The 13,136-nt window shown below is 74.7% G+C and carries 14 protein-coding genes; 7 read left to right on the top strand and 7 right to left on the bottom strand.

Features of this window, described 5'->3' with window-relative positions:
* The first annotated feature begins 54 nt into the window (after nucleotides 1–54).
* From QOL15_RS12085 to QOL15_RS12060, 6 genes are all read left to right on the top strand, one after another.
* Entirely contained in the window at nucleotides 55–819 is a 765-nt protein-coding gene (locus tag QOL15_RS12085) for an aspartate/glutamate racemase family protein (protein WP_065962321.1), read from the top strand.
* Nucleotides 816–2,228: an allantoinase AllB gene (allB, locus tag QOL15_RS12080; RefSeq protein ID WP_071245586.1), complete on the top strand. Its 1,413-nt coding sequence runs from the start codon at nucleotides 816–818 to the stop codon at nucleotides 2,226–2,228. Before QOL15_RS12085 ends, allB begins: the two co-directional genes overlap by 4 nt.
* Nucleotides 2,225–3,541, top strand: coding sequence for an alanine--glyoxylate aminotransferase family protein (locus QOL15_RS12075; protein WP_071245588.1), 1,317 nt, complete (start codon nucleotides 2,225–2,227; stop codon nucleotides 3,539–3,541). The genes allB and QOL15_RS12075 overlap by 4 nt, the downstream gene beginning before the upstream one ends.
* The gene (locus QOL15_RS12070; RefSeq protein WP_083393818.1) at nucleotides 3,538–4,872 is read left to right on the top strand and encodes an allantoate amidohydrolase; all 1,335 of its coding nucleotides are present in this window, start codon (nucleotides 3,538–3,540) and stop codon (nucleotides 4,870–4,872) included. Before QOL15_RS12075 ends, QOL15_RS12070 begins: the two co-directional genes overlap by 4 nt.
* Nucleotides 4,869–5,702 (top strand): MurR/RpiR family transcriptional regulator, encoded by an 834-nt coding sequence (locus QOL15_RS12065; RefSeq protein ID WP_065962327.1) that lies wholly within the window; start codon nucleotides 4,869–4,871, stop codon nucleotides 5,700–5,702. Before QOL15_RS12070 ends, QOL15_RS12065 begins: the two co-directional genes overlap by 4 nt.
* Nucleotides 5,703–5,818: 116 nt before the next feature.
* Nucleotides 5,819–6,358: a cysteine hydrolase family protein gene (locus tag QOL15_RS12060; protein ID WP_071245590.1), complete on the top strand. Its 540-nt coding sequence runs from the start codon at nucleotides 5,819–5,821 to the stop codon at nucleotides 6,356–6,358.
* Between the two features lie 212 nt (nucleotides 6,359–6,570).
* Here QOL15_RS12060 and QOL15_RS12055 read toward each other — a convergent pair whose 3' ends face one another.
* The 7 genes from QOL15_RS12055 to QOL15_RS12025 form a co-directional block, all read right to left on the bottom strand.
* Nucleotides 6,571–7,197 carry a response regulator transcription factor gene (locus QOL15_RS12055; protein WP_071245592.1) on the bottom strand — a complete coding sequence of 209 codons (627 nt, stop codon included), beginning with the start codon at nucleotides 7,195–7,197 and terminating at the stop codon, nucleotides 6,571–6,573.
* Entirely contained in the window at nucleotides 7,194–8,489 is a 1,296-nt protein-coding gene (locus QOL15_RS12050) for a sensor histidine kinase (protein ID WP_139197283.1), read from the bottom strand. Before QOL15_RS12050 ends, QOL15_RS12055 begins: the two co-directional genes overlap by 4 nt.
* Nucleotides 8,490–8,518: 29 nt before the next feature.
* Nucleotides 8,519–9,322, bottom strand: coding sequence for an ABC transporter permease (locus tag QOL15_RS12045; protein ID WP_071245596.1), 804 nt, complete (start codon nucleotides 9,320–9,322; stop codon nucleotides 8,519–8,521).
* Nucleotides 9,319–10,260 carry an ABC transporter ATP-binding protein gene (locus QOL15_RS12040; RefSeq protein WP_071245598.1) on the bottom strand — a complete coding sequence of 314 codons (942 nt, stop codon included), beginning with the start codon at nucleotides 10,258–10,260 and terminating at the stop codon, nucleotides 9,319–9,321. Before QOL15_RS12040 ends, QOL15_RS12045 begins: the two co-directional genes overlap by 4 nt.
* A 68-nt stretch (nucleotides 10,261–10,328) precedes the next feature.
* A complete protein-coding gene (locus tag QOL15_RS12035; RefSeq protein WP_065962336.1) occupies nucleotides 10,329–10,811 on the bottom strand; it encodes a hypothetical protein in 483 nt (160 codons plus the stop codon).
* Nucleotides 10,812–10,879: 68 nt separating this feature from the next.
* A complete protein-coding gene (locus QOL15_RS12030) occupies nucleotides 10,880–11,299 on the bottom strand; it encodes a hypothetical protein (RefSeq protein ID WP_065962338.1) in 420 nt (139 codons plus the stop codon).
* An 88-nt stretch (nucleotides 11,300–11,387) separates the two neighbouring features.
* Nucleotides 11,388–11,963: a GNAT family N-acetyltransferase gene (locus QOL15_RS12025; protein ID WP_071245600.1), complete on the bottom strand. Its 576-nt coding sequence runs from the start codon at nucleotides 11,961–11,963 to the stop codon at nucleotides 11,388–11,390.
* A gap of 44 nt (nucleotides 11,964–12,007) precedes the next feature.
* On the opposite strand from QOL15_RS12025, the gene QOL15_RS12020 reads away from it, so the two are divergent.
* Complete coding sequence (locus tag QOL15_RS12020) at nucleotides 12,008–13,042, top strand: dipeptidase (RefSeq protein ID WP_071245602.1); 1,035 nt, start codon at nucleotides 12,008–12,010, stop codon at nucleotides 13,040–13,042.
* Nucleotides 13,043–13,136: the final 94 nt, after the last annotated feature.

Raw genomic sequence — 13,136 nt, 5'->3', positions numbered from 1 at the left:
CACCCGCTCCACTGCTCCTCCACCGCTCCACCGCTCCACCCCGGAAGGACCCCGATGCGCATCCGCGTCGTCAACCCCAACACCACCGCCGCCATGACCGCGGCCGTCGGCCGCGCAGCGGCGGCGGTCGCCGCCCCCGGCACCGTCGTCGAGGCCGTGCACCCCACGATGGGCCCGGCCTCGATCGAGAGCCACTACGAGGAGGCGCTCGCGGTCCCCGGGCTGCTCGAACAGGTCGCCCGCGGTGAGCAGGAGGGCGTCGACGCGTACGTCGTCGCGTGCTTCGGCGACCCCGGACTCGACGCCGCGCGGGAGCTCGCGTCCGGGCCGGTGGTCGGCATCGCCGAGGCCGGGTACCACGCGGCGGCGATGCTCGGCCGGCGCTTCGGCGTGGTCACGACCCTGGAGCGCACGACCGGGCGCGCGTGGGAGCTCGCCGGACGGTACGGCTTCGCGTCCCTCGTGACGGAGGTGCGCGCGTGCGAGGTCCCGGTCCTCGCGCTCGACGACCCGGCGTCCGGCGCCCGGGACCTCGTCATCGAGCACTGCCGGGCCGTGGTCGCCGGTGGTGCCGACGCCGTCGTCCTCGGCTGCGCGGGCATGGCGTCGTTCTGCGCCGAGGTGTCCCGTGCGATCGGTGCCCCGGTCGTCGACGGCGTCGCCGCGGCGACCGTGCTGGCCGAGTCCCTGGTGCGCCTCGGGCTGCGGACCGGCAAGCGGGGCGAGTACGCCGAGCCGCCGCGCAAGCCGATGGCCGGACTGCTCGCCGGGTTCGAGCGCGCGGGGACGACGGGCGCGACGGTCGGGGCGGCGGCGTGACGCGCCTCCCGGCCGACCTGGTGCTGCGCGCGCACCGGGCGTGGGTCGACGGAGCGTTCCGACCGGCTGCGGTCGTCGTCCGGGACGGACGCGTCGACGCGGTCCTGCCCGTCGACGCCGAGGTCGCGGCGGTCACCGACCGCACCGTGCCGGACGTCCAGGTGCTCCTGCCCGGGCTCGTCGACACGCACGTGCACGTCAACGAACCCGGCCGCACCGAGTGGGAGGGCTTCGCCTCGGCGACCCGCGCCGCCGCGCTCGGCGGGGTCACCACCATCGTCGACATGCCGCTGAACTCGATCCCCGCCACGGTCGACGTCGACGCCCTCACGGTCAAGCGCGCGAGCGCAGACGGCCGGGTGGCGGTCGACGTCGGGTTCTGGGGCGGCGCGGTGCCCGCGAACGCCGGAGCGCTCGCCGACCTGCACGACGCCGGGGTGTTCGGCTTCAAGTGCTTCACGGCGCCGTCGGGCGTCGACGAGTTCCCGCACCTCGACCCGGAGCAGCTGCGGGCCGCGATCGCCGAGGTCGCGTCGATCGACGCGCTGCTCATCGTGCACGCCGAGGACCCGGACCACCTCGTCCCGCACGACGCCCTCGGGGGCCGCTACGAGGACTTCCTGGCGACCCGCCCGCCGGCTGCCGAGCGGTCGGCGATCGGCCGGGTGGTCGACGGTGCCCGCGCGACCGGTGCGCGGGTGCACGTCCTGCACCTGTCCGACGCGGGCGCGCTGCCGATGATCCGGGCCGCCAGGGACGAGGGCGTCCGGATCACCGCCGAGACCTGTCCGCACTACCTGGCGTTCGCCGCCGACGCGATCCCGGACGGTGCGACCGAGTACAAGTGCTGTCCGCCGATCCGCGACGACGCGAACCGCGACGCGCTCTGGCAGGGGCTCCTCGACGGGACGATCTCGTGCGTCGTGACCGACCACTCGCCGTCCACGGCCGACCTGAAGACCGACGACTGGGGGCTCGCCTGGGGCGGGATCGCCGGCCTGCAGGTCGGGTTCCGCGCCGTGTGGACCGAGGCGTCGCGGCGGGGGATACCGCTCGAGACCGTCGTGCCGTGGTTCACGACCGGTCCCGCCGACCTCGTCGGCCTGTCCGACCGTGGGCGGATCGCGGAGGGTGCCGTCGCACACCTCGCGGTGTTCGACCCCGCCGCCACGGGCGTCGTCGACGTCACGGCGCTCGAGCACCGCAACCCGGTGTCGGCCTTCGCCGGGCACCGCACGCTCGGATCGGTGACCGAGACGTGGCTGCGCGGCGAACTCGTCGCGACCGCCGCCTCCGGTGTGACCGCCGTCCGCGGGGCGCTGCTCGACCGACCCGGCGCGGACACCACCCCGCAACACGTCCGTAACGAACGTTCCGGTAGCGTTGTTCTCGGAACGGAGGCACCATGACGCAGCCAGTGAACCCGCCTGCCCGACTCCTGATGGGCCCGGGACCGATCGACGCCGACCCGCGGGTGCTCCGCGCGATGGCGACGCCGCTCGTCGGGCAGTACGACCCGTGGATGACCGGCACGATGACCGCGACGCAGGCGCTGTACCGGCAGGTGTTCGGGACCGCGAACGAGGCGACGGTGCTCGTCGACGGCACGTCCCGCGCCGGCATCGAGGCGGCGCTCGTGTCCCTGCTGGCACCGGGGGACCGCGTGCTCGTCCCGGTGTTCGGCCGCTTCGGGCACCTCCTCGTCGAGATCGCCACGCGCGCCGGCGCCGAGGTGCACACCATCGAGACCGAGTGGGGTCAGGTGTTCCCGCCGTCCGTCGTCGAGGACGCCGTGCGCCGGGTGCGGCCGAAGGTGCTCGCGGTCGTGCAGGGCGACACGTCCACCACGATGAACCAGCCGCTCGACGAGCTCGGGGCGATCTGCGAGCGGTACGGCGCGCTGCTGTACACCGACGCCACCGCCTCGGTCGGCGGGAACCCGCTCGAGGTCGACGCGTGGGGGATCGACGCCGCGACCGCCGGCCTGCAGAAGTGCCTCGGCGGGCCGTCCGGCTCGGCGCCGCTCACGCTGTCGCCGCGGGCCGTCGACGTCGTCGAGGGCCGTCGCAGCGTCGAGGCCGGCATCCGCGAGGCCGACGACGTCGTGTCCGACGACCCGATCCGGTCGAACTACCTCGACCTCGCGATGATCCTCGACTACTGGGGGCCGCGGCGGCTGAACCACCACACCGAGGCCGCCTCGATGCTCTACGCGGCGAACGAGTGCGCCCGGATCCTGCTCGAGGAGGGCAAGGACGCCGCGGTGCTGCGGCACGCGACCGCCGGGCGGGCGATGACCTCCGGCGTCCAGGCGCTCGGCCTCACGGTGTTCGGCGACCAGGCGCACAAGATGCACAACGTCGTCGCCGTCGAGATCCCCGACGGCGTGGTGGGCGACGCCGTCCGCACCGCGATGCTCGAGGACCACGGGATCGAGATCGGCACCTCGTTCGGGCCCCTGCACGGGCGGGTGTGGCGGATCGGCACGATGGGCTTCAACGCGCGGAAGGACGCCGTCGTGACGACGCTCGCCGCGCTCGAGCACACGCTGCGCCGCGCCGGCCACGCCGTACCGCAGGGTGCCGGGGTGGACGCCGCGCTCGACGTCTACGCGGGTGTCGTCGCCGCCCCGGAGCCGACCGGTCCGGAGCCGACCGGTGCGGTCGCCCCGCCCGCCTCGGCGGCGCAGGCGGCGGTCGCCGCTCCGGCGGTGTCCGCGTGAGCCCCCGGACGGCCACCGTGCCGGTTGCGAGCCGCCGTGCGCTCGCCGACGCCGCGACGGTCGTGCGCTGGTGCGACACGCTCGCCGCCGTGTCCCAGGACCCGGACCGGATCACCCGCGTGTACCTGTCACCCGAGCACGCCCAGGTCGACGCGATCGTCGCCGGGTGGATGCGCGACGCCGGACTCGAGACGTGGCAGGACGCCGCCGGCAACCTGCACGGCCGGGTCGCGGGCGCCGCGCCGGACGCACCCGTGCTGCTGCTCGGCTCGCACCTCGACACCGTGGTCGACGCCGGGCGCTACGACGGTGTCGTCGGGGTCCTCATGGCGATCCGCACGGTCGCCCGGCTCGTCGAGGGCGGACCGCTGCCGTTCGCGCTCGAGGTGATCGCGTTCTCCGACGAGGAGGGCACCCGGTTCGGCAAGGCGCTCCTCGGGTCCTCGGCGGTCGCCGGGGTCTGGGACGACGGGTGGTGGGACCTCGTGGACGGCGACGGTGTCACGCTGCGCCAGGCGTTCACCGACTTCGGGCTCGACCCCGCCCGCGTCGGCGAGGCAGCCGTCCGGCCCGAGCAGCTCGTCGGGTACCTCGAGGCGCACATCGAGCAGGGCCCCTGGCTCGAGCAGGCCGGGCAGGCGCTCGGCGTCGTCACGAGCATCGCGAGCGCCCGACGGTTCTCGGTCGAGGTCGTCGGCGAGGCCCGGCACGCTGGCGGGACCCCGTACGAGCGCCGTCACGACGCGCTGCTCGCCGCTGCCGAGGCGGCGCTCGCCGTCGAACGGATCTGTCGTGCCGAACAGCACGTCGGCACCGTCGGCACGATGACCGTCGAACCGGGCGCCGTGAACGTCGTACCCGGCCTCGCCCGGTTCGCGGTCGACCTTCGCGGTGAGTTCGACGAGGGCCGGGACCGCGTGTGGGACGCGATCACCGACGCCTTCGACGAGATCGCCGCACGCCGTGGCGTCACCGTCACCCCGACCGAGGTGCACCGCGCGCCCGCCGTGTTCTGCGCCGAGCGGCTCACCGACGCCGTGCGGGCCGGGATCACCGCGACGGGGGAGTCCGCGCCCGCCGAGCTGTTCTCCAGCGCCGGCCACGACGCCATGTCGCTCGGGTTGGTCACCGACGTGGCGATGCTCTTCCTCCGCAACCCGGACGGCATCAGCCACCACCCGGACGAGTTCGTGTCGGAGGACGACGTCGCACTCGGGCTCGACGCGCTCGCGGTGGCGGTCGAGCGGATCGCGGACGACCGCGGTGCCGGTGCCGGTGCCGGTGCCGGTGCCCGCGCCGAGCGCGCCGCCGACCACGGGGCCACCTCGTGAGCCCCGCCGTGCAGGACGTCCGCGCCCGGGTCGACGCCGTCTGGGACCGCCTGTCGCCGGCCGAGCGCCGCGTCGCCGCCATGGTCCGCCACGACCCGGAGCTCCTGCTCGTCGGGACGTCGGCCGAGCTGGCGGCCGAGTCGGGCACCTCGAAGGCCACCGTCTCCCGGCTCGTCCGGTCCCTCGGCTTCCAGGACGCCGCCGAGGCGCGCCAGGAGCTCATGTCGGCACGCGGCAACGGGCTGCCGTGGGCGGCGGAGGACGCCGCGCACGTCGACCAGCGCGCCGTCGAGGCCCGCAACCTCGACGCCGCGTTCGCCTCGCTCGCCCGTGCCGACCGGGTCCGGTTGGCGCGACGGATCGTCCGGGCGCACCGGGTGCTCGTCTTCGGGGAGCGTGCGGCGCACCCCGTGGCGATGCAGCTCCGATCGCAGCTCGCGCAGGTCCGTCCCGACGTCCGGATCGGACCGGCACCCGGGCAGCGGCTCGGCGAGGAGGTCGCCGACCTCGACCGCCGCGACCTCGTCGTGCTGGTCACCGTCCGGCGGCACGCGGCCGGGGCGGCCGGGCTCGTGCGGCACTGCGTGTCGACCGGTGCCGACGTCGTGGTGCTCGGCGACCCGACGGCCGCCGTGATCGCCGCGCCCGCCGCCACCGCGGTGCTGTGCCCCGTCGACTCGCCGTCGGCGTTCGACTCGATGTCGGCGATGTTCGCCGTCGTCGCGGCCATCGCGAACGACGTCTACGAGGCAGCGGGTCCGGCGGGGCGTGCCCGTGTCGAGGCGGTCGCGGCGGCGTACGACACCCTCGGGGAGCTCGCCGCGTCGTGACGGTGCCGCCCGGACACCGACCGTCCGCGGAGCGCGGCGGTCCCGTGGACGCACGGACGTGGTCCGCCGCGGCGGGGCGGTGGGACCGACACCCGGCAGGCCGCGATACTCGTGACGTGACCCGTGCCCTCGTCCTCGTCGACATCCAGCGTGACTACTTCCCCGGAGGAGCGTTCCCCCTCGTCGACCCCGAGGCCGCGGCCACCGCAGCCAGGACGGTCCTCGACGCGTTCCGGGCGTCCGGTGAGCTCGTCGTGCACGTGTTCCACGTCAGTACGGACACCGAGGCGACGTTCTTCCGCCCCGCGACGGCGGGGGTGGCGTTCCACCCGACGGTCGCACCGGTCGAGGGAGAGGTCGTGCTCGAGAAGCACCGCCCGAACAGCTTCATCGACACCGGTCTCCGGGACGTCCTCGACGACGCCGACGTCACCGAACTGGTCATCGTGGGCATGATGAGCAGCATGTGCATCGACTCGACCACCCGAGCGGCGCACGAGCTCGGGTACCGCAACACCGTGGTCGCGGACGCCTGTGCGGCACCGGACCTGCGGCTCGGGGACACGACCGTCCCCGGCGCGGCCGTGCACGCCGCCTTCATGGCAGCCCTCGACGGCAGCTTCGGGACCGTGACCACGAGCAGCTCCCTGACCTGACCTGCACGGCAGGCCGCGCAGCCAGCTCCCTGACCTGACCGGCACGGCAGGCCGCGCAGCCAGCTCCCTGACCTGACCGGCACGGCAGGCCGCGCAGCCAGCTCCCTGACCTGACCGGCACGGCACGCCGCGCAGCCAGTTCCCTGACCTGACCGGCACGGCAGGCCGCGCAGCCGGAGATCCCCGCTCGCGCTCCTCGACGGCGGCCTCCCTCAGGCCGTCCCGATCAGCCACCCGTTGTCCGCGGCGACCCGCAGTGCCTCGGTCGCGTTCCGGGCCGCAGTCTTGCCGATCGCCGCGGACAGGTGGTTCCGCACCGTCCCCTCGGACAGGTGCAGCGCCGCCGCGACGCCCGCGACGGTCGATGCCGTGCGGAAGGCGACGAGCACGTCGGTCTCCCGCGGGGTGAGCGGGGACGGGCCGGCGGCCAGTGACTCCGCGGCGAGCACCGGGTCGACCACGCGGAAGCCCCCGGCGACCCGGCGGACGGCGTCGGCCAGCTGCTCGGCGGGGGTGTCCTTCACCACGAAGCCCGCGGCCCCGGCCTCGAGCGCCCGCCGCAGGTACCCGGGCCGGCCGAACGTCGTCACGATCAGGGACCGGCAGCCGGGGTGTTCGCGGGCCAGGGTCGCGGCGGCCGTCAGGCCGTCGGTGCCGGGCATCTCGACGTCGAGGAGTGCGACCGTGGCCCCCGACGCCCGGGCGGCGTCGAGCACCTCGTCGCCGCGGGCGACCTGCGCGACGACGTCGATGTCCCGTTCGAGCGACAGCAGCGACGCCAGGGCCCCGCGGACGAGCGCCTGGTCGTCCGCGAGCAGGACGCGGATCGGGTCGGTCACCGTGGTCTCCTCTCGACCCGCAGCAGGAAGCCGCCGAGGTCGCTCGTGCCGGTCGTCACGGTGGCGCCGACCGCGTCGGCCCGCTCGCGCAGTCCGCGCAGGCCGTTGCCACCGACGCCGAGGGGGTCGGCGGGAGCGGCGCCGTCGACCGTGCCGGTGCCGTCGCCCGTGCCGGTGCCGTCGTCCTCGACGGTCAGGGCCGTGCGGGTCAGGGTCACCCGCGCCCGACTGGCCGCTGCGTGCCGCACGACGTTCGTCACGCCCTCGCGGAGCACCCACGCGAACAGGCTCCGGACGTCGGCGGCCGCCGCGTCCCCGGTCGCGGGCAGCTCCGCTGCGACCCCGGCCGCGTCCAGGGCCGACCGTGCGGAGACGAGCTCGGCGTCCAGGTCGGCCTGGCGGTACCCGCTGACCGCCTGCCGGAGGCCTTGCAGCGCCTCGCGCGACAGCCGCTGGACGTCCTGCATCTCGGCCTTCGCGCGGGCCGGGTCGACGTCGACCAGCCGCGCGGCGAGCTCGGACTTCATCGTGACGACGGTCAGGGAGTGTCCGAGGACGTCGTGCAGGTCGCGGGAGAACCGCGCACGTTCCTCGACGACCGCGAGCCGGGTGAGTTCGTCCTGCGCGATCCCGAGCCGGTCCTCGGCCTCGCGCTGGCGACCGAAGAACACCATCGAGGCGCCGATCGACACCGCCACGATCGGGGCGAACAGGATGCCCGTGCCCGACGCGGTGTCCCACCCGACGACCGCGGCGACGACGAGTTCGGCGGCGACGACGACCCCGAGGACCGCGAGGGCGACCCAGAGCCGCACCGCCACGAACCCGGACAGGGCGACGACCAGCAGCCAGGACCACACCGCGGCCGGGCCGACCGGTACGAGCAGGAGCCCGGCGTACGCGGCGAGGACGGCGAGCACGACCACGCGCCGTCGGAGCCCGTGCCGCCACATCGCCTCGGGCGCGAACAGGTACCCGGCGTACAGCACCGCGAGCGCGAGCGTCGCGGAGACGTGCTCGTCGACGGAGCGGCCGTCGGTCCACACGGCGACGAGCAGGAGCGCCTGCCAGAGCAGGCCGAACGCGGCGCCGCCGTACCAGCGGCGGCGGGCGACGCGCACCTCGGCGTCGTCCGCGTCCGGCGGGGCGGCCCACGGGAAGGCGCGGGCGGACGGCCGGGAGGCGCGGTGCGCGTCGTCCGCGCCCCGCGCCTCGGTCGTGGTGGTGCCGGGCTCGGTGGTGGTCGGGTCCGTCACGTCGGGCACCTCCGCCACCTCCGCGCTGTCCGTCACGTCGGCCAGCGTACGACCGTCCGGGTCGGTCACCGGCGTGCCGCGTCGCGCTGGTAGCGCCAGACGATCACGGCGGCGAGGGCGACCGTCCAGCCGAGCAGCACCAGGGTCGGTTCCGTCATCCCGGCGGACCCGGTCGCACCGGCGCCCGTCTGACCGATCCGGTTGAGCCAGTAGGACGGCAGCAGGTGCGCGACCGAGCCCATCCAGGCGGGCATCACCGAGAGCGGGACCCACAGTCCGCCGAGGATCGACAGTCCCATGAAGACGACCATGAACATCGGTTGGGCGTACGCGGGCTTCGCGAACTGCCCGATCAGGATGGCGATGAGCGCGAACGGCACCACCCCGGCCCAGATGCCGAGCCCGGCCGCGAACCAGTGCCCGGCACCGAGCGACGCGTGCATGCCGAGGATCGCGACCGCGAACGTGAGCGTGATCGAGACCGCCGCGAACGCCATCGCCGAGACGAGCTTCGAGACGAGGAACGCCCACCCGGACAGCGGCGTCACGCGGAGCTGGCGGTTCCACCCGAGCGACCGCTCGTTGACCAGCGCGAAGGCCTGGCTGAGCGCCGCCATCATCGCGCCGTACGCCGTCATCTGCAGCGTCGTGACGACGAGGAACGGCAGGTGGGTCCCGGGGTCGGTCTGCCCGCCGTACGCGGCACCGAACACCAGGAGCATGACGATCGGGATCGCGAAGGTGAAGACCATCGCCTTGACGTTCCGGAGTTGCCGGCGCGTCTCGAGGAGCACGTAGCGCAGGGGGAGCCGACCGGCGGCGGAGCCGCGAGCGGTCGTGGCGGGTGCGGTGACGGGGGTGGCGGTCATGCGAGGACCCCTTCGGTCTCGGTGGTGCTCGTGGTGGTGGTGGTGGCCGGGTCGGCGGTGATGGCGAGGAAGGCGTCGTCCATGGTCGAGGCGACCACCTGCAGGTCGTGCGCCTCCGGGAACGCGGTGAGCAGGGCCCGGAGCGTGTCGTCACTGCGGTCGGTGCGCAGCGAGACGGCGTCGTGCCGCGCCTCCAGGCCGACGACGCCCGGTAGACCGCGCAACGCGTCGTGCCGATCCGCGGCGACGCCCGCGAAGCGGACGGTGCGCGTCGCGGCGGTCGCCTTGATCGCCGCGGGCGTGCCGTCGGCGACGACCCGACCGTCGCGGATGATGACGATGCGGTCGGCGAAGGTGTCCGCCTCGTCGAGGTAGTGCGTCGCGAAGACGACCGTGCGGCCTGCGTCCGTGAACTCGCGCATCGACGACCAGAAGACGTGGCGGGCCTCGACGTCCATGGCGGCCGTCGGCTCGTCGAGCACCAGCAGGTCCGGGTCGGACACGACGGCGACCGCGAAGCGTGCGCGCTGGAGCTGGCCGCCGGACAGCTTCGACACCCGACGGGTCGCGATGTCGGTGCAGCGCGCCCGGCGGAGGGCCTCGGCGACGGGCATGGGGTGGCGGTGCGCGGCGGCGACGAGGGCGACCGCCTCGCGGACCGTGACGTCGGGGAGCAGCGCCCCGCCCTGGAGCATAGCCCCGACGCGGCCGTCGACGACCGCGGTGCGCGGGTCCGTGCCGAACAGCCGGGCCTCGCCGTCGGTCGGGGTCGCCAGGCCGAGCAGCAGGTCGACCGTCGTTGTCTTGCCGGCGCCGTTCGGGCCGAGGAGGGCGACGACCTCGCCCGGGCGGATCGTCAGGTCGACGCCGTCGACCGCGGTGACGGCGCCGAAGCGCTTGCGGAGCCCGCTGAGCTGGATGACCGGTGTCTCGTTCATGGCTCCACGATCCCGCCGTGCAGCAGGTGGCTCCGGTGCCGGTCGTCACGACTCGGCCGTGACATCTGTCAGGGGAGCGGCGTCGCCCCGTCCGTCGGGTCCCCGTCCGTCCGGCCAGCGCTCCTCATGCGCTTCCACTGCTTCAGGTCGAGGAAGTTGAAGTGGGTGCCGTACTCGTTCGGCTGCTCCGTCGGGTCCACCCGGCGGACCGTGAACAGCACGCCGTGCAGCAGGAACACCCCGCTCGCCAGCTCCTCGAAGCCGCTCTCGTCGAAGGGGAACCCGTCACTGATCCCGTAGCTCAGGGACCCGTCCGGCCACGCGCGGTAGGTGTCGAAGTCCCAGAAGTCCACGTACCAGTCGCCGACCAGCCGAGGGCGGACGCGACGCCGGTTCCACCACGGCCCTTCCTCGTCGAAGACGTGGTCCGGGCGCACGGACAGGTAGCCGGCGAGGTCGCACGGGTGGTCCGGGAGGTGCAGCGTCCAGAGGCCCGGCTCCACGCCGACGGGGAGCGGGGGCACGGGCTCCTCGGCGGGCCGGAACAACACGCTCGGAGCGTACCTCGTCGTCGCGGTCCCCTCGCCGTTCGGCGGACCGAGACCATTGGAGCGGGGTGTCAGTCGCCGGTGCCTCCGCGCGGGGCGTCGCCCTCCTGGGCGGGATCGCCGTGGATGCCCACGAAGGACCGGTTGAACGCGCTGGTGTCGTAGCGCGCCAGGAACCGACTCGTGCCCGCCAGGAACGCGGGGAGCTCCGACAGCGGCAGCCACGTGCCGTCCTGCGGGTCGGGCGCGAACACGCCGTCGAGTCCGTCGTCGACGAGTCGGTCGACCACGCGGTGCGCAGGACGGAAGGACTTCGAGACGTGCACGTCCCGCCCGCCGAGGGCCCGGATCCGCTGCAGCGCTTCCCGCTTGTCCGCTGCCACGAGCACGACCCGCACGATGAACGGGTCGAAGATCGTGGCCTCGACGGCTGACCGCCCGTCCGGCAGGACACCGGAGTACTGCGCGAAGGGCTTGTGGCTGCGGGACACGGGTCGATCGTAGGGCCGGAGGGACGGGGCCGTCACGCCAGCGGAGCGGCACGGGCGGACGGCCGGTCGCCGCCGACCGCCACGGGCCTCACCCCGCGGGCCACCCCCGCGCCACCCCGCGGTCGTCCCACCGCAGCACCGCGGCCGTGAGCTCGTCGTGCCGCCGCCCCCGGTGCAGCGACCCGGAGCGTCGCCGTCCCTCGTAGGTCATCCCGAGGCGCTGCGCCACCGCGGCCGAGGCCGTGTTCGTCGCGAGCGCCCGCCACTGCACCCGGACCAGCCCGAGCCCGTCCGGCGCGTCCGCGAAGGCCCACCGGACCAGCCGGTCGGCCGCCTCGGTCACGTAGCCGTGGCCCCGGCCGTCGGGGTGCATCGCGTACCCGATCTCGGCCGCGCCGTCGGCGATGCCGAACAGCCCGACGGTGCCGAGCAGCCGGAGGTCCTCGGCGCGGCGGATGCCGAACTCGTAGCGGGTGTCGTCACGCCAGCCGGCGGCGACCACCTCGTCGACGAAGCGCTTCGCCTCGGCGTGCCCGTACGGCACGGGGACGGGGGTCGTCGCGATGACGTCGGGGTCGTTGGCGTAGGCGATGACGTCCTCGGTGTCCGCCGCGGTGGGGGCGGAGAGGACCAGCCGGTCGGTCCGGAGCGTCAGGGGTTGCACGCCGCGAGCCTACTGACCGACGGGTGCACGGTAGCGTCGGCGGCATGACCCTCGACGCGCTCGACTTCCCCGTCATCGACGGCCACAACGACCTGCCGTGGGAGCGCCGCGAGTCGCACGACTCCGGCGTCGAGGGGATCGACACCGAGCAGGACACCCTGCACACCGACCTGCCGAAGCTCCGCGCCGGCGGGGTCGTCGGGCAGTTCTGGTCGGTGTTCGTGCCCGCGGACGACCCGGACCCGGTCCGGACCACGCTGCAGCAGATCGACACCGCGCACCGGATCGTGGAGCGGTACCCGGACGACCTCACGTTCGTGCGCACCGCGGCCGAGGCCCGTGCGGCGGTCGACGCGGGCCGGATCGCGTCGTTCCTCGGCGCCGAGGGCGGGCATTCCATCGGCGACGACCTCGCCGTGCTGCGCTCGTTCGCGCGGCTCGGGGTCCGGTACATGACCCTGACGCACAACGACGACACCTCGTGGGCCGACTCGGCGACGGGCGTCCGCGCCCACGGCGGCCTGACCGACCGCGGACGCGAGGTCGTCGCCGAGATGGAGCGCATCGGCATGCTCGTCGACCTGTCGCACACCGCGCCCGCCACGATGCGGGACACCCTCGACGTCGCGACGCGTCCGGTCCTGTTCAGCCACTCGTCGACGGTCGCGGTCGACGACCACCCGCGCAACGTCCCCGACGACGTCCTCGCCCGGCTCGCCGACAACGGCGGTGTCGTGATGATCACGTTCGTGCCCAAGTTCGTCTCGCGCGCGTGGGCCGACTGGGAGGAGGCCGGCTCCGAGGGCGAGCCGCCCCTGGTGACGGTCGCCGACGTCGCGGACCACGTCGACCACGCCCGTCAGGTCGCCGGCGTCGAGCAGATCGGGATCGGCGGCGACTACGACGGCACCCCGGTGCTGCCGCCGGACCTCAGCGACGTGTCCCGGTACCCGGTCCTCGCCGAGGAACTGCGACGTCGGGGCTGGGGCGACGACGACCTCCGCGCGCTCGCGAGCGGCAACGTGCTCCGAGTGGTCGCGGCGACCGACGACCGGTTCGCCCGCACCGCGCTGCGCTGACGCGCCGCGGACCGGCCTGGAGGCACGGCGCGCGCCCGGCGGACCGGGTCGCGTCCGGCGGACCGGCGGACCGGCCCGGAGGCGCGGCGCGCGC

The sequence above is a fragment of the Curtobacterium sp. MCBA15_012 genome (genome assembly GCF_001864935.2).
GTDB lineage: Bacteria > Actinomycetota > Actinomycetes > Actinomycetales > Microbacteriaceae > Curtobacterium.
Note: the sequence above shows the minus strand (reverse complement) of the source record. Positions and strands in the feature narration are given on the sequence as shown.

Coding starts and splice junctions, on each gene's coding strand:
- QOL15_RS12085 (WP_065962321.1), top strand. CDS start 55: ATGCGCATCCGCGTCGTCAACCCCAACACCACCGCCGCCATGACCGCG.
- QOL15_RS12075 (WP_071245588.1), top strand. CDS start 2,225: ATGACGCAGCCAGTGAACCCGCCTGCCCGACTCCTGATGGGCCCGGGA.
- QOL15_RS12040 (WP_071245598.1), bottom strand. CDS start 10,260: ATGAACGAGACACCGGTCATCCAGCTCAGCGGGCTCCGCAAGCGCTTC.
- QOL15_RS12045 (WP_071245596.1), bottom strand. CDS start 9,322: ATGACCGCCACCCCCGTCACCGCACCCGCCACGACCGCTCGCGGCTCC.
- QOL15_RS12020 (WP_071245602.1), top strand. CDS start 12,008: ATGACCCTCGACGCGCTCGACTTCCCCGTCATCGACGGCCACAACGAC.